Source organism: Ignisphaera cupida, from assembly GCF_030186535.1.
Lineage (GTDB): Archaea > Thermoproteota > Thermoprotei_A > Sulfolobales > Ignisphaeraceae > Ignisphaera > Ignisphaera cupida.
On the sequence record NZ_JASNVW010000010.1, the window covers coordinates 1 to 16,605 of the forward strand.

The 16,605-nt window shown below is 38.8% G+C and carries 13 protein-coding genes and 3 CRISPR repeat arrays; of the genes, 8 read left to right on the forward strand and 5 right to left on the reverse strand.

The annotated features are described in order from the left end of the window. A CRISPR array of direct repeats spans positions 1-359; the repeat unit is 24 nt; unit sequence CTTTCAATTCCATTTTTTGGATTC. Positions 360-788: 429 nt separating this feature from the next. Together QPL79_RS09065 and QPL79_RS09070 are read left to right on the forward strand one after the other, a co-directional pair. Beyond that, complete coding sequence (locus QPL79_RS09065; protein ID WP_285274499.1) at positions 789-992, forward strand: hypothetical protein; 204 nt, start codon at positions 789-791, stop codon at positions 990-992. A gap of 25 nt (positions 993-1,017) precedes the next feature. Then, positions 1,018-1,986, forward strand: coding sequence for a hypothetical protein (locus QPL79_RS09070; RefSeq protein ID WP_285274500.1), 969 nt, complete (start codon positions 1,018-1,020; stop codon positions 1,984-1,986). Here the strand turns inward: QPL79_RS09070 and QPL79_RS09075 are convergent. Further along, a complete protein-coding gene (locus QPL79_RS09075; RefSeq protein ID WP_285274501.1) occupies positions 1,983-2,966 on the reverse strand; it encodes a methionine synthase in 984 nt (327 codons plus the stop codon). The genes QPL79_RS09070 and QPL79_RS09075 overlap by 4 nt on opposite strands. A gap of 141 nt (positions 2,967-3,107) precedes the next feature. Next, positions 3,108-3,731: direct repeats of the CRISPR family, unit length 24 nt; unit sequence CTTTCAATTCCATTTATTGGATTC. Positions 3,732-4,160: 429 nt separating this feature from the next. Between QPL79_RS09075 and cas10 the strand changes: the two genes are divergently transcribed. Both cas10 and QPL79_RS09085 read left to right on the forward strand, forming a co-directional pair. Further along, positions 4,161-7,394, forward strand: coding sequence for a type III-B CRISPR-associated protein Cas10/Cmr2 (gene cas10 / locus QPL79_RS09080; protein WP_285274502.1), 3,234 nt, complete (start codon positions 4,161-4,163; stop codon positions 7,392-7,394). A gap of 2 nt (positions 7,395-7,396) precedes the next feature. Next, positions 7,397-8,470, forward strand: a complete 1,074-nt coding sequence (locus tag QPL79_RS09085) for a hypothetical protein (RefSeq protein ID WP_285274503.1) — start codon at positions 7,397-7,399, stop codon at positions 8,468-8,470. Positions 8,471-8,549: 79 nt separating this feature from the next. Here the strand turns inward: QPL79_RS09085 and QPL79_RS09090 are convergent, their stop codons facing one another. The 3 genes from QPL79_RS09090 to QPL79_RS09100 are packed head-to-tail and all read right to left on the reverse strand — an operon-like array spanning position 8,550 to position 10,561. Further along, positions 8,550-9,107 carry a hypothetical protein gene (locus QPL79_RS09090; RefSeq protein WP_285274504.1) on the reverse strand — a complete coding sequence of 186 codons (558 nt, stop codon included), beginning with the start codon at positions 9,105-9,107 and terminating at the stop codon, positions 8,550-8,552. A gap of 18 nt (positions 9,108-9,125) precedes the next feature. Further along, positions 9,126-9,641, reverse strand: a complete 516-nt coding sequence (locus QPL79_RS09095; RefSeq protein ID WP_285274505.1) for a hypothetical protein — start codon at positions 9,639-9,641, stop codon at positions 9,126-9,128. An 11-nt stretch (positions 9,642-9,652) separates the two neighbouring features. After that, positions 9,653-10,561: an AAA family ATPase gene (locus tag QPL79_RS09100; RefSeq protein ID WP_285274506.1), complete on the reverse strand. Its 909-nt coding sequence runs from the start codon at positions 10,559-10,561 to the stop codon at positions 9,653-9,655. Between the two features lie 118 nt (positions 10,562-10,679). Between QPL79_RS09100 and cmr4 the strand changes: the two genes are divergently transcribed. From cmr4 to cmr6, 4 genes are read left to right on the forward strand one after another with little or no spacing between them, the layout of a single operon-like run. After that, positions 10,680-11,585 carry a type III-B CRISPR module RAMP protein Cmr4 gene (gene cmr4, locus QPL79_RS09105; RefSeq protein ID WP_285274507.1) on the forward strand — a complete coding sequence of 302 codons (906 nt, stop codon included), beginning with the start codon at positions 10,680-10,682 and terminating at the stop codon, positions 11,583-11,585. Between the two features lie 12 nt (positions 11,586-11,597). After that, on the forward strand, positions 11,598-12,062 hold the full coding sequence (locus tag QPL79_RS09110) for a hypothetical protein (protein ID WP_285274508.1): 465 nt from the start codon (positions 11,598-11,600) through the stop codon (positions 12,060-12,062). Positions 12,063-12,072: 10 nt separating this feature from the next. Further along, the gene (locus QPL79_RS09115) at positions 12,073-13,257 is read left to right on the forward strand and encodes an RAMP superfamily CRISPR-associated protein (RefSeq protein WP_285274509.1); all 1,185 of its coding nucleotides are present in this window, start codon (positions 12,073-12,075) and stop codon (positions 13,255-13,257) included. Further along, positions 13,251-14,114: a type III-B CRISPR module RAMP protein Cmr6 gene (cmr6, locus tag QPL79_RS09120; RefSeq protein WP_285274510.1), complete on the forward strand. Its 864-nt coding sequence runs from the start codon at positions 13,251-13,253 to the stop codon at positions 14,112-14,114. The genes QPL79_RS09115 and cmr6 overlap by 7 nt, the downstream gene beginning before the upstream one ends. 18 nt (positions 14,115-14,132) lie before the next feature. Here the strand turns inward: cmr6 and csx1 are convergent, their stop codons facing one another. Beyond that, a complete protein-coding gene (gene csx1, locus QPL79_RS09125; protein WP_285274511.1) occupies positions 14,133-15,563 on the reverse strand; it encodes a CRISPR-associated CARF protein Csx1 in 1,431 nt (476 codons plus the stop codon). 405 nt (positions 15,564-15,968) lie between these two features. Beyond that, positions 15,969-16,605: direct repeats of the CRISPR family, unit length 24 nt; unit sequence GAATCCAAAAAATGGAATTGAAAG.

Consider the following 16,605-nt stretch of genomic DNA (forward strand, 5'->3'; position numbering starts at 1 on the left):
CTTTCAATTCCATTTTTTGGATTCCCCGATTATCTGATGAACCATGGACTGAGGGCTCTCCATGGGCTTTCAATTCCATTTTTTGGATTCCCACTTGCAATAACAGCTTTTAGAAACATGTCTATGTATTGTGTGCTTTCAATTCCATTTTTTGGATTCTCATCATATGATACTATCACTGATAGTATTGCTTCCTTCCTTACTTTCAATTCCATTTTTTGGATTCTTGCCGAGGTGGCTGAAAGGCTTAGGGAGATGGGGTACAAGGTTCTTTCAATTCCATTTTTTGGATTCGTTAGCTCAATTAATCTTGTTAAGAGGTGAACACCAAGCTGCTTTCAATTCCATTTTTTGGATTCCGATTTTTGTTCTCTTACTTGAGATTTTCCATTGTCGGATTCGAAACTGTTCAATATATTTTGTGTTGAATGGGGTATAAAAGTTTTTTAGCTGGATAGCGCAAGGTTATGGCGATGATCATCAATAATCAATGGTGTGATGAAACCATCAGTGCAGTGACGCTATTGCAATGTTGCTTATAAGCCTTGTTTTGAAAGAATAGAGCTAATTACCTCAATAAAGAAAATTTTTATGGCTTCATAAAAACTTTTAAAGGGTTTATATATCATTGCAATGCCTGCACTGCATGTATGAAATTTCTATAGAGTTGAATAGCTTAAAAATCTATTGCTTTATTTGCTTCTGTATTTCCAATTAAGGTTTATAGCTTGTTGTTTTACAGATTGTTGTGGTGTGTTTGTGGGGGTTGTTGGGGTGGTGGTAGGGTGTTGGTTGGTGATGGTTGTGCTGAGTGTGAGGTTTTGCTTAGATTGGCTAAGCGCTGTGTGGATGTTTATGTTAAGCTTTGTTTTGATCTTGAGGATAATTTGATGAATTATTTGTTTGTTAATAGTGTTTATGGTATTCCCTTTTTAGAGATGGTAGAATTGTTTATGATGTTGATTTGGATAAGCTTAAAAGTTTTTGTGTAACCAGGGATTTTTTGAGGTTTTCGAAATGCCTTTTACTGTTTACCACTTGGCTTCTGGTCTTTTGATTGGCTTGTTTTTTAGAAGATGGTTGCACTGGCCTACGTTGCTTGTTGTAACAACGATTTTTGTTGATGCTGGAATTGCTTTTGCTTCTATTCATGTTTTTGCGCATTCTTTTCTTGGTTGTGTTGCTCTAGGTGTTTTATCTGGTTTTGTAATGCGCTTCATGTTCAAATGGTTTGGTTGGCTTGAGAAATTTTTTAACAGTTTTTATTTGGTTAGTGGAAATGGGTTGAGAAGCTATGTTTTAGCTGGTGTTCTTGGCTGGTTTATTCACGTTGTTTTAGATGCTCCAACACATGAAAATATGTATCCTCTAATGCCTTTTTCTAGAGATAATCCGTTTCTAATACAAAATTTTGCTGTGGCTGAGCTTATCTACAATACAATTCTTGTTGGTGGTTTGGTAGCATATCTAAAACACTTCTACACCTCATCATCTAGAGCTAGTGGTTATCTAGTTGCTAAATTCCAAATTGGTGTTATCACAGCTTTTGCAGGACTGGTTTTATCTCCGCTTGGGCTTAGGATAGAGGGTCGTGGAAACGACTTTGCATTGGCTTTATCCCAAGCACTTATACTTCTTGGTTTAATCACATCTCTTGAGGCATTGAGAAAAATGAGGTTGATTGGCTTAGCCAGATACTTATTTGCAACATTCCTTGCAGCTTTAGCCACAACAACCTACCTAATACTCAACTTCCATGCATTGACAGTTTCATGGGCATTGGCAGCAACAACTCTTCTGATTCTCAGAAAACCTCTTGCACCAATAAAACTTGAATTAGCATCTAAATCAATAAGCGTTATAGATGTTTTAGTTATTGGCTGGTTTTTGGCAATAGCCTTGGTTGGTATACCAATAGTTTTCCTGGCAATTCTAATGCTTGTAGCAAACGCAAGTAAGTTAAAACCTTCAGAAACAAGGGTTTAGTGTTCAACAATTTTCAAAAATTTTTTCACTGCTTCAACAACTGTTTTTAGTTTTTCTATCGATATTTGGTACTCCTTCTCCTCATCTCCCAGGCTTCCCCTTAGCCCACCAAATCCACAGTCTCCCGATACCAGATCCACTCTTCCACCAGATTTCTCATAGACCTTGGCAAGTACTGAATATGCTTCCTCAACTGTTTCAACTCTTGGTTTTGATGCTGCTACTATTCCAGGTGATACTATCTTATCGTATTTTTCTAGCATTGACTTGTTTATCAATTCAATGTTTTGTGGAGTTGCAAAAAACTCTAGACTCAAATACCTTATTCTATCAACTCTAGAAACAATCTCTAGTATCCTCGGATTTAGCTGACCACAAATATGAATCCCAATCTCAGCTGGCGAAGCGCTTTTAGCTACATGGCTAAGAACATCTATAATCTCATCCTCTAACCAGCCAAACAAAATTCTTCTACCAATGAAAAATGTTAGAACAGGCTCATCGAAAAACACTATGTTGTATCCAACAAACTGCAAACGCCTAGCAATACTAGCTACAAAATCTTTGAAAAACCCCTTGACAATATCCTTTCTAGCTAAAACAGTTGATTGAAGCCCTTTGGAAACATCCTCAGAAAGGTATATCCTAGAGGAGAGAGTGAAAACACCTGTAACAGGTGCTCTAAGCCATTTGAAGCCAAGACCCTCACTCCTAACAATCTCAACAGCCTTCTCAGCATCATCAATAGCAACAATGGGAGGAGAAGCATCGAAGCTCTTCTCAGAAGAGAAGAAAACACCTCTTCTACTATACACAATACCTAGAAGCTCCAAAGGCCTCAAATAAATATCTATAAAAGACCTTAGCTGGGGATACGGGGGAGCATCCAAACCAACTCTACTCAAATCAACCAAAACCCTTCTAACATTATCCACTGAAAAGGATAGTGGAAAACTACCAACATGACTAGTTCTAATCACAAAACCACCCCACAAAACCATTTTCAAATTTCATGCCTTTCAATTCCATTTTTGAATCCAAAACTACTCAACATATTTTATATCGAATAAGTATAAAAACTTTTAAACTTTTAAGTCCGTGTGATGATCAAGACAATCAAACTTTCAATTCCATTTAATGGATTCTTCTCGGTGAGACTGTGACTGAAGAGATAGTTGCATTGTTTCTTTCAATTCCATTTATTGGATTCAGCTCTCTTTCCTTGCAAGCGTAACCGATGTCACAGCATCTAGAACTTTCAATTCCATTTATTGGATTCTTTGTATTGTGATGCATAGAAATCTGCAAGCGGGTCTCCAGGTCTTTCAATTCCATTTATTGGATTCATTGAGGATTCTGAAATTGTGTGTGCGATAGAGGATTATCAGCTTTCAATTCCATTTATTGGATTCCTTGTGAAGCTGTTCATGGAGGTTGCAAGCATTTTTGGGTTGCTTTCAATTCCATTTATTGGATTCAATGTCATACAATATTCTTTGCAGTCTACACTAAATTGTTTGCTTTCAATTCCATTTATTGGATTCCAAGTGGTAGAAAGGTACGTAGATACTGTGTTGAATCAGTTCTTTCAATTCCATTTATTGGATTCAGCCATCAACTTGGCTGCTGGTCCAGCAACAGCACAAACTGTTACTTTCAATTCCATTTATTGGATTCAGTTTGCCATTTCCATCATTCGATCCACGATCAAGGGAGTTGGCCTTTCAATTCCATTTATTGGATTCCGATTTTTGTTCTCTTGGATGAGATTTTCCATTGTCGGATTCGAAACTGTTCAATATATTTTGTGTTGAATTGGGTATAAAAGCTTTTAAGCTGGATAAGCCAAGGTGATTGCGATGATCATCAATTATCAATGGTGTGAAGAAGTAATCACTGCAGTGACGCTATTGCAATGTGGGTCATAGAGAGTTTTGTAAAAGAATTGAGTAAATTGTATTCATAGAGAAAATTTTTATGGCTTCATAAAAACTTTTAAAGGGTTTATATATCATTGCAATGCCTGCATTGCATGTAGCAAATGTTTATAGAGTTGAATGGCTTAAAAATCTATTGCTTTATGTGGAGTTTGTTTGTGTTGTGTTTGTAAGATAAGATTATATATTGGGAAATGTGGTTTGTTTTTGGTGTTTGGTTTAAAGTGGTTTGGTATGTTGGATCCTTATCTTAGGTTATATGCTTTGAAGGCTCGTGTGCTTTTGCATGATCCTCCTAATAAGATGTGGGTTTTGAGGAGTCATGAGGAGGTTGCTAGGAAGTTTGTGGAACTGGTTTTGTCTGGTACTAACCTCTTTATTGATGTTGATGAGAATGCTGTTAGAAGAGCTGATGTAGCTGCTTCTACTTTTGATAGGTGGTTTATAAATTATCTCTATGCTGAGAAGAGTGATGGGGGTAGCTCCAAACCTCTTGTTGTTGAGTATAGGTGGATTCACAATATCTTTAGACCTGATAAACGTGTTGAGCTTAGCGATCCCGGGGACAGGGTTTACAATGTTTTGAGGGGTGTTGGCGATGTTCTGAGGGAGATTGCTGAAGCCGCTAAAAATGTTGGGGATAGGGCTCTTGGTCACTTGCTTTACACAACACTCTACTTCCTCCTTGAGGTTTCGTGGCTATCAAATGATTTAAGCCCAAGCCTTGCTGACACGAGGAACCCTACACACACTGTTTTTGATCATCTCTATGCAGCAACAACAATTTCTAACCTCTATCTCTATGAGGAGCCAAGTGGATTTGTTGCTAGAATCGATATTCCAATGATTCAAAAATTTGTTTCATCTGCTAGAAGAACAGCTGATTTCTGGGCTGGTAGCTGGGTAATATCGAAGCTGTCCTGGGGAATAATAAAAAGGTTTGTTGATGAGTATGGACCAGACATTGTTTTATCTCCATCTCTTAGACTAAACCCCTACCTATTTAATTACATCATTGAGAAGCTTGAGGAAGCTGGTGTTGGGAGAAACACAACAAGGAAAATCTGTGAGCAGTACTCAGAGCTTTTAAAGAGACTTGGTCTCAACATCATCATAGAGAAAACTGGTGGAGACTGTGAAAAGCTTAGGGAAATGCTATCACTCATTCCACTAATACCAGCAACAACATACATTGTTCTTCCACCAATAAAATTCAGTAGCGTTGACGATGTTAGAAACACTGTTGCGAGGTACTATACAGAGTCGTGGAACGACATTGTGAAGCAGGTAATGGAAAGCAGCGAACCGACTAGAGGCATTGGCTCTGTGCTTAAGCAACTGCTAAACGAGTTTCAAAATGTTTTGAGATTTCCACACACAAGCATTAGAATAGATGTGGTTGATGTTAAGAATGTTTACATGAATTTGGAGATGTGTCTATACAAAGGCGATAAGAATGCGTGTAAGCAGATAGGGCTTGAAGATAGCGTTAAAGAGAAGCTGGAGAAAACACTAAAACAAGAAACTCGAAATGGGTTAAGCCTCAAAGAAATGAGGTTGGCAAATGCTTTGCTGTGGCATGTTGTTGTAACCAAGGCTTTGGATATTGAGTCTAGAAAATCGCCAATTCCACTACCAAGACCATTCTGGATATTCGATGGAGCTAATCTAAAGCCAGAAACAGACTACTCCAAGCTAACAGCTATGAGGGAAGGTGATTGGAGACTCTGTACACTATGCCAAGAAGAGCCAGCGGTAATACACTTTCCAAAGACATGGAGCGAGAAGAGAAAAAGACCAGAGTTTGATGAGGAGTGGGTGAAGCTATTCAGAGAATACATGATTAGCAAAGGTCTTGAGGTAGATGACAAAGCTTTTAATGAGTTGAAGAAGGTGTTTAGACCTGGTGAAGCTCTAGGACCATACTGCTTGCTCAAGAGGGTTATTGGCTATGTACATGCGAAGAAGCTTCGCAACTACTTTGGACTTGCATCAACAGATGATGTAGCGCTTATAGCTTTAGACAAGTCGCTAGCGAAAATAATTGCTGATGAGGATAAGGCGAAGAGGTTTAGAGAAGCTTTTGAGGAAAAAGCCAAGAGAGAAGGCATTACAATACATCATCTCCAATTCGTTCTACCTGAAGCATATAAAAGGTATTGCGAGGTGTCGAAAGAGAGATGCGAAGTTGTAGAGGCGATAGAGTTTCGCGATCTGGAATTAGCAGCGTTTTCAAGTAACATGTTATATGATAGCTTCAAACGCGTTATTAGTGATTCTCTTGAAGAGTTTTGCAAAGATGTTGACCCAGCTGATCTAGCTAGGGAGATGCTTGGAGACAACAAAGATTTTGAGGTTTTGTATAAAGCAGCTCGCAAAACGTTGTTAGCTAAAAGGCTTTGCAGTATTAGAACCAGATACTCGATTGTCAAAGGCGATGGGGATAACATTGGGAAGCTTCACCAAGGAGATCTAGAGTCGTTGGGTATTGAAATGAGCTGGTATATTGACACGCTTGTTAATCACCTTGTTAAAAACGTTAGCAAAGACGATGCTGAAAGAATTCGCAAAGCCTATGAAATCGCTTCTAAAGTGGCTAATGCCATAGCTGGTAAAAACAAGCTTGTTGTATCACCAACTCTATCAGCTGCTATATCTATTGCGCTACAGGTTGCAGCGCTAAAGGATGTTGCAACCATTGTTAAATTCAATGGGTTTCCAATCTACGCTGGTGGTGACGATGTCTTAGCTCTGTTCCCAGTTGAGAAAACTATTCAAGCTGTTGAAGCTCTTAGAACAGGTTTCTGGGGTGATAATGAGAAGATGTTCCATCTTAGCACAGGCGGAGAAGCTATTGTTGTTGCACAGGCTTTGCCAACTGGTAGAAGCTTTGGTGTTAGAGTTGCTGATGTAATGGATGTTATGTCATTTGAAATAATTGAAGCTGGTGAACAGCTAGAGAAAATAGCTAAAAACGCTAGGTGGCTTGGCTCCGATGTGTGCATATCTGAAAAGGATTCGCTTGTTGTAAGCGATAGCAGAAGTGGTGTAGTTGCACTGTTTCCACTATCTATATGCAGTGGTCATTTCAAGAAGCTTATAGCAAGCAAGGTTCTAAAGACCTTGGCAACAATCTTTGTAGCCAACAGTGTAGGGGTTTTATCATCGAATACACCAGATGATTTAGATAATGCGTTGAGCGATCCACTAACAAAAGCTAGGGTGGAGCTACCCCTCAACGCTAGACACAAGCTCATAGAAAATGTTGTAAGCAGAAACATTGATGTTGGAAGAGATGCTGAGGAGGTAAAAACAAAAATAGTAAACATTTTCACACAGCCGATAGAGGTTATAGGTAATTGCATTATCAACGCGTTTAACCTGGTAAACACCAGGAGGCTAGATGGTGAAAATGGTTTGACTCTAGCTGAAGAGCTTATAGAGTTTATAAGAGCTGCTAGAGGGTGGTGAGTATGAGGATTCTAATGATAGAGCCTCTAGAGCCACTAGCCTTCTCCAAAACCCCTGTGTCAGACCCATCAACGCTTATAGGTCATCACGAAGTTCTTTCAATACCACTGCCAACAACAGTAGCTGGCCTGATTGGAGCCTCGATAGGTGTAACAATTCCAGAGTCTATAAATGATTCTGTCAATGCTTTGACCAAGCTTGTTGAAAAACTAGAGAGTGCTGGATGCTCCAAACCAATTGTTAAAGGTCCTCTACTCCTATTTAGAAACCTGGATATAAAGCCGCATGTCTACATAGCTACAAGCTCTATGTACATACCAATTACAAGACTGAGGAAGGGTTTCGATCTTGTATACGTTGATGCAGTTAACTGTGGTGAGTGTGTTGAGCTGAAGCATGAGGAGAGAGTTGGGGTTAAGCTTGTAAGAGGCTACACCAAAAACAATGTTACAATGCTTGAGAAGGTTGCCGACATGGGATTTATGTATAGATACTCAGTATCTAGGTACAGAGATGTATTTGGTGATGGGCTCACCCCAATAATAATCTATGCAACTAATTGCAGTTTTGATCTATCAACAATTGAGAGAATTGGGGGCGAGGGGAGAAAAGCCAAAGTCACTATAACGAATGTGAATAGAATTCCAGTAGATGAAGAGCTTAGAAAAAAGGTTTTGGAGACGATAGAGAGAATTGCAAGTCCGTGGGAAGTCAAAGAAGATGAGCTATACCTAGCACTAACCCCCATACCAATACTTCCACACGAAAACACCATAAACATAAATCCAATCAATCCAGAGCTACCAGGACTAGAATTTGTAAAGGAGATCACAGGAGTTATACCAGTGGTGAGAAACCAGCAGGAGAAACCACAAATCAAAAAAAGAGTTGAGAGACTATCCCTAGGCTACTCAGAAGTTGTTAAAGCAAGAAGACCACAGATACTAGCACTACCACAAGCAACAATAGTGAAAACGAAGAAGCTTAATACAAAACCTGCTGAGCTCATAGAAACATTGTGGAGCATAGGATACTCATCACTACTAAACATTACAACATGTTGCAAAGAAGTTTAAAGTTATTCTCGTTTAATACAAAATACATTGAACATTAAAAGAATCCATACATGAAGACTCTTAGTCAAGAGAACTGCAGTTAGAAACTAGAAACTGAGGCTGAAAGACAATAATCCATTTTACTTGGATTAACAAGTAAATAGCCGTTGCCAAGTCTCTTACCATGTTCTTCAAGCAAAGCCTTAAATTCATTGTATAGAGCATATAGCAGATGTGGGTAAGTGAAGTAGTGTTTTAGCTCAGCATCGGTCACAGGTTTACTGCTTTGAGCTAGCAGCATACTCAACACCTTTATCAAAACCCAATATATATCAACTATGGCTTCTGGATCGTCCCTAACCCAAACAGCTTGAGCAGAAACTTCATAGAATTTTGTTGGACCAGCTGGTTCATGAAACGCCTCAACAGTTGCAACAACCCACATAACACCTTTTTGGACAAGCACCTCGATAAGCTCTAGAGCCTTGTTAGCATCAAACTTTTTGCATGCACATTCAACATCGTAGTACTTCTCCTCAAGCTCCTCATCAAACCCTATACAATCCTTGAACAGCAAACCACATATGCTTCCCTCATACCTCCAAACCTCAAAGCCATCAACATTGACATCAACACAAGGCTTGAAAACCAAAACCATTATCAACACCCAGCCTCTTCATTTGAATGAAATTAAGGTGTAGGATTGGTACCTACCACATTTCAGCTTCAAGCTGGTTTCAGGTTTAAGCAAATTATTTAATTTTTCGGGAATGTTAACACCACTTTCAAACACGACAACTCTTTGCACAGTTTTTGCATCACCGCAACACGCTTTAGAGAGGGTATCGGCACATGGTGAGGTGAGTTGCTTTACAGCTTTTCTAAAAGCTCTTAACACATTTTGAAATACGTGCTTTTCCTTGATTTTAACTTTGAGCTCTACCAAATAACACATTCTCTTAATTTTAAAAACTAGATCTGGACACTGGTTAAGCAAGACGTTTTGAACACATAAATAGTTTTGATAGTTTTGTGTAAGATCGCATCTTGCTAACTCATTAGCGTCAGCTATGCAAACACCTACCTCCCCAATGTCAACACATTGAATGTATTCACATGTATCACAATGTGTTGATTTGCAAACACCAAGAAGAGAGGTAATTGGTTTAATAATGCAATGAGTGTTACTCAAAAGTTCTTCACCTAGGTATATATACTCTGATATATGCTCGTCTCCTTTCTCAGCAGCTCTGAGGATCTAATGTTTTCCCTCGTTGTCTTCTCAACCTTGCCGTTGTAGACATAGTATATGTTCCACTCATGCTTAAGTCCAGCACCAACCAAAAGACCTGTGTGGGTTTCAACTATTGCTGTTTTTCCCCAGCTCTTCAATGTATCAAGTATATCAACAGCTAAGTCGATGTGAAGACCATTGTCAAAACCCTCAACCAAAAGAATATCGGAATGATAAGCAGTTAGAAGAATTGCCATAGTTCTTCTCTCCCCATAGCTTAGTTCTGCAACTCTAACCCACTTGCCATTGGTAAATGCATAACCATTAACAACATGGTCTATGCCTAGCAACATTCTAATGCTTGGCACAATCTCTTCAAAAACATGTGGATTTCTTGTTAGCACATTCCACTCTTTCTGATCCCAAACATCTGACAATGCAATAGAGATGCGTTCACCATTCACATTAATACCATATACATCAAAATCTGGTATTGTGTAAACCGAGACTGCATCACCTTGAACAACACCAACTCTTTTAACATTGAGATTTGTCCAGAAACTTTCTAAGCAATGTAATATAACATCTATACTCCTACCACCAACCTCACCTAAACCAACATTGCAATAGTATTCACCATTTCTATAACCAATACTCTTGCCGTTGTAGGATATCTGTATAAATGTTTGCTCGTGTAATGTAAGAAAAGGTTTTAGATTTGCAGCTTTAGAACCATTCATCAAAGCTAGTATCGCATGTATGATACTTGATTTGCCACTGCCGTTGGGACCATACAAAATGTTGATGTTTCCAACATCAAAATGTGTTTCAGCATCTTTAACAACTCTAAAGTTTTTAATGCTTACAAAGAACTTCATGTGTGGAACTCACCTCACAGTTTCATGCTCTAATTCTTTGCATTTTTCCTTGTATACTACATCCAATTTAATTTAAGATTTTTATATTTCTTATGTTTAGATAGTTTTTGTGGTTTGAATGTCTCAACAAACTTTCTCTAAACACCACATGCTGCTGTTCATAAGAGCTCTTACACCACTTCATGTTGGGGCTGGTAGAGGGGTTTCAATTCATGTTGATTTACCTCTTCAAAGAGATGAGTTTGACTTTCCAACGATATGGGCAAGTAGCCTCAAAGGTGCTTTAAGAGCTAATGTTCCAGATTCGAATCTGAGAAAGGTGTTGTTTGGTCCTGAGCCTAGAAGCGGTGAGTTGGAGTCTTCACCTGTGTCAATAACAGATGCTAGGCTATTGCTTATACCTGCCAGAATTCTCACAGGTGTGTGGTCATATGCTACATCTCCCCACATGTTATCACAACTAAACACACTTCTCTCAACAATGAACAAAGGCATTGTCTCTGTTCCCAGGCTTCAACAGGGAAAGGCTGTTGTGAGTAAAAAGGATCTTTTGCTAAGAGATGCTAGAGGTAGGGAGTATGTTACTGTTAATGAGATTAGTTTTGAAGCTGTTGCTGGAGGAGATGAAACGCTTAAAACACTTGGAAATGTGTTGCCAGATGAGCTTAGGAAGCTTGTTGAGGAAAAGGGGCTGATAGTAATACCAGATGAGCACTCAAGAATGATAGTCAATAGAAGTCTTGTGATACAGTATAGGGTTAGGCTGAAAAACGAAACGAAAACTGTTGAGGAGGGGCCCTGGAGTGAAGAGTATCTACCATCAGAAACAATAATGGCTTCACTTATTATTTGCAAGGATGGAAAAATGAGGAAAGAGGGTTCTGGAGAAAGCAAAGTTGAGAAGATAAGCTCAGCTGAAGTATGTAACATGCTGAGAAACAGTTTTAGAGAATTGAACTACACAATTTATGTTGGAGGCAAGGAAACAATTGGCAAAGGCCTTGTTAAACTATATTTCATGTGAGGTGCATCAAAAATGGTTGTCACAGTTAAAAGCGATGTTATTAAGATGCTTGTTGATTGTTTTGAGCAACTAACAACAGCGTTTCAGGATGAAGAGGGAAAGGATAAACTTGCAAGTCTCAGAACTAGAGCTAGAGACATGCCATCAGAACTTGTCTCAAAAAGCTTAGCCTATGTCATAACACTCTGTGCTGCAAGAGGTGATAAAGATGTTATTGAGAAGAGCTTGTATGTGAATAGCTGCTCCGATCTACTCACCAAACTTAGTAGTGATATCAGGAATTTGAAGAAGGAGGAATTTGGTTATTCACTATATGCAATTCTTTTGCTGCTTAGCTTAAAGAACTTGGGTTTGATAAGCGGAGGCAGGTTATCGGATATTATAAAAGGTTCTTTGGATAATCCAATAATTGACTCCACAAGCTACATTGTAATGGACTGGATCAAGAGATTAGCTGAAGCCTATATTAAAAAGTAGGGAGTAACACATGACCAAAATAGTAATTGAAGTTACAAACACAACTCCAATGCTTGTTGGGTGGCACGATCCTGAATTAGTTGATCCAATGGGTTTGAGGGCAACAGAGGTTAAGGGTATTTGGAGGTGGTGGGCAAGAGCCGTTGTTGCAGGCGCTCTCTACGATAAAAACATGTTGATTGGGGAAAGAGGTGAAGATGCTGTTAGAAGACCATTACCAAATGAGATTCATGCTATTAATTGTCTTGTTGGCAAGGTGATGGGCCTAGGCTATACTGGGGAGCGTGAAGCTGAGCAAGCAAGGCTTCATCTATATGTTGAAAAGGTTGGTGTGTTGGAACCTAGAGTTGTAACTGGTGATGGTCTTGGGTATCAGAGGCTGAGGCTTCTGAGTCTTGGAAGAAAACGTCATCAGTATATCGACACAGGCTCTAGATTTAGAATTGAAGTAGATATTGTGAGACGCGAATATGCTGATGCTGAGGATCTAGCTCTGAAAATACTTGTATTGTCTTTGCAGCTTATGGGCATCGGCAAAGGCTCTAGAAAAGGTCTTGGATCACTAGATGTTACATACACCAATCTCTCAATACCTTCTAGTCTAGCAGATCTTGTTGAGGAGATATACAGAGGTGTGAGCCATTTGGTGGATAAGTATGGTTATAGCGAATGCAAAGCACAGCAAAAAAGCGTAAGAAAGGGTTTGCCACCAATACCAGCACTCTCCAGAGATCAGTACAACAGGTTTAACATAGCGCAAATACATGTTGTTAGAAATGTTGATTTGGGTAAATTCATTGAGATACACAACTTTTTTGTTAGATCAGAAAGGTGTCGAAAGCTCTATGGAAATCCGGTGTGCGAAGATAAGCTCAGAAAGTCTTTGCATGCCTGGGTTCTTGGATTGCCACGTAGTCAAAGAGGTACAGGCTATTCCAGTGAGGATTTTGAGAGAAGAGCTTCGCCAATGTTTATAAGCTATCATGAAAAAGGTAATAGGCTTGGACAAGGAGTTTTTGTAACCATGCTTGCATCAGGTGATTGGCCTCGGAAAATTGAATGGGCTGGCGCAGGTTCTCAAATGCTTGTTATTGATGAAGGTGATGTGGTTAATGCTATGGCTAATGCATTGAACGAGTTTAGAGAGTATGTCGATAAGCTGAAGCTTCAAATGAATAGGGTGTGGCCGTGGTGAAACCTGCTAAATCTTCTAGAAGGGTATCTGAGCTTAGATGCGAAGCCATTAAGAAGTATCTCAGCTTTGAGAATTTGCCTTTGCAAAACGTTGTCTCATCTGTTTTAAAGGCTTTTGTCGATTGTTTTGTTGAGTGCCTGGATGGGGGTTGTGGTGTTGATGTTTCAGACTATATCTCCTTCTTCAACAGGTTTGTGACTAGAGCCTTGGCTGAGAGCTATAAATGTGATAGGGTAAAGCATCTTCTAAACAGTGCTAGAGAGTATGTTGCGAGGGTTTATACTGCTGCTGAAAAGGTTTTTGGTTCTGCATTCATAATTGAGGGTGAGCTAAAGTCGAGGCTACTTATACACACAAAATCTCCTGTGATGCCACTTGACATGGGTATTTCATGGGATTTCATACTCAACATTCCATTTGTTCCAGCATCTAGTGTTAAGGGGTTGGCTAGATCATATTTCGAAGCAAATAAAATTGTTGTTGGTGGGCTAGATGCAGATGAGTTGTTTGGATCTGAAGAAGGTGGTGTAGGCTATATAGTGTTTTTCGATGCATATCCAGTTTCATGCCAAGAAAAACTCATAGAACCAGATGTAATTACGCCGCATTACCCAGGTGATAGAATAGACGAGTTATCAGCAACACCAACACCAATAGTGTTTCCAGCAATAGCACCAAAAACAGTTATGCACTTTCCAGTTGCTGTAAATGTGAAGCTAATTGGGAAGAAAATTGGGGGCCAGGGCCTGGGGAAAGAGATAACGGCAATAATAAGCAACATTGCAAAAGCTCTTGAGAGTGGTGTTGGAGCAAAGACAAGTGTTGGCTATGGGCGCATAAAAATAGTGAAGTATTGACATTATTCAGTTGTTGCACTATTTTAGAAGCTCTATGGCATGTTTTATAGCTTCATCCAACCCATCTTTTGTGTACTTTAGATATGGCTTGCCATTCTCAATATAAATCTTAGTTATCTCCTTTCTGAATCCTGCATGTGCATAGAAGTTTCTCTTCTTGCTTTCCTCATCCTTTGTCTCCTCAACACCAATGATTTCTGATAGAAGTGAGCACTTCTTCCCCTGTTTCAGCATCTCATTTACAGCCTTTTTTATAGCGTAAATTTCAGTGTTTATAAGGGCTTTTGTCTTCTCCCCCCATCTCAACCCAGTTTCCTCGCTAGCTAGTTTCTCAATTGCTTCTAGCGGCACTAAATCATTTTTCTGCATAGCCAGTATATCACTTTTCATGTTTTTGACTATGTCTGCAAGCATTAATGCTTTTAGAATTTCCACACCCTCTTTGGTTATCTCAGCTCTTCTTCGAATAATCACCTCACAACCCCTCTCCCTGCTTTCAACATGTATAAAGCTTTTATGAGCCTCGGCAAGCCTCTCAAAGAACTCTTCAAATGATGTTTTTAACTGTGTGTAGAATGCTAGTAGTGGAAAGCCATTCACTATTGAGCTTGCAAATGCAAGTAACCTCTTAATTCCTTCTAAATCCCCTAGAATTTTAATAACCTTAAAATTTTCATCTCCAATCTCTTTTCCAATAGAGCTATATTCAGATTGATTCACACATGTTTTGCATAGCTGAAGAACCTTCTTAATTTGGTTAATTTGGATTTGATTAATTGGAATGGTTGGTGGTAGCACAGATTTCTCTACATAAAGTTTGTTAATGTTTAGTCTAGTTGTAACGTTTTTTACATATGGATCTGAGTTGTATATGTGTATAGATGTGTTGAGAACTGATGCTAAAAGCGATGACACATCTCTAACAGCTTTATAGACCATTGTAGGCATGTAGTTTACCCCATGGGTTAAATCAAGATGAATCTCAATCTCCTCACCTTTGCCGCTAAGAGCAAATCTCTTCAAAGTCTTGTACAAAGAGGTTAGCACATATGCATAGAAGTCGTTTAGAGATCCACAAAACCTTGTAACAACATTGCGATCAGATGTGTTTTTCTCAACACGAAAACTATTTTTGTATGTGCCAATAGCAGGAGCAACAACAACCTCAACCCTATTCAAACACTCACCACAAACACTCTCAACAAAACTTTTCACAACACCCTCAACACTTTTAACAATATCACCATAGCAATTAAAACCACAACCAAAGATAAGAGAATCCTGAACAACAACCAAAACAGCATCAGGCTCAACAACCTTGAAAAGCAGTGGCAAAGCAGTTCTACTCCTCAACACCTCACCATCAAAAACATATTCAACCACATCCCACTGAAACTCATCTGGGTAAACACGCCAAGGATTACCAAAAACAGAAACAAGCAACCTCACAAAAACACTCACCACAACAATTCTGTAAAGCAACAAGCTATAAACCTTAATTGGAAATACAGAAGCAAATAAAGCAATAGATTTTTAAGCTATTCAACTCTACTCTCATTTGCTACATGCAATGCAGGCATTGCCAAGATATATAAACCCTTTAAAAGTTTTTATGAAGCCATAACTATTTTCTTTATTTAGGTAATTTGCTCAACTCTTTCAAATAAAAGTCTATGATCCACATTGCAATAGCTTCACTGCACTGATTATCTAATCAGATCATTGATGATTGATGGTCATCGCCATAGCCTTGGCTTAACAAGCTTAAAAGCTTTTAACCCCCATTCAACACAAAATATATTGAACAGTTTCGAATCCACAAATGGAAAATCTCAACTTAGAGAACAAAGATCGGAATCCAAAAAATGGAATTGAAAGTTTAGCCTTTCCATAAGACCTTCAAGATATGCTTTTCTATTTAGAATCCAAAAAATGGAATTGAAAGCTTGGATTGCGGTTTTTCACCAAGCTCAAACACAAAAAACTGAGAGAATCCAAAAAATGGAATTGAAAGTCAATGCTTCTATTCCTTTTGCTACCACTCATTTTAATCCTTGAATCCAAAAAATGGAATTGAAAGTGAGAAGCAACATGAGGAGATTATGAAGGATCAGAAAAGAGTTGAGAATCCAAAAAATGGAATTGAAAGGGTTTTGTGGAGCTTGAGGTTGATGCTGTTGCGGATTTCTATGGAATCCAAAAAATGGAATTGAAAGTTAAAAAGGTAACAGTCACATCATAAAAGAGTTCACTGTTACCCAGAATCCAAAAAATGGAATTGAAAGATGTATCTAAGAAGGTTGATACCGAGGACAGCAACAAGGTATCTGAGAATCCAAAAAATGGAATTGAAAGTAAAGGACCCAAATAGCATTTTCTAACAAGTTTTTTCTTACCAAGAATCCAAAAAATGGAATTGAAAGGTGCAACATACTGTAGAATTCCATGAGCATGGTGATTCCCTGTGGAATCCAAAAAATGGAATTGAAAG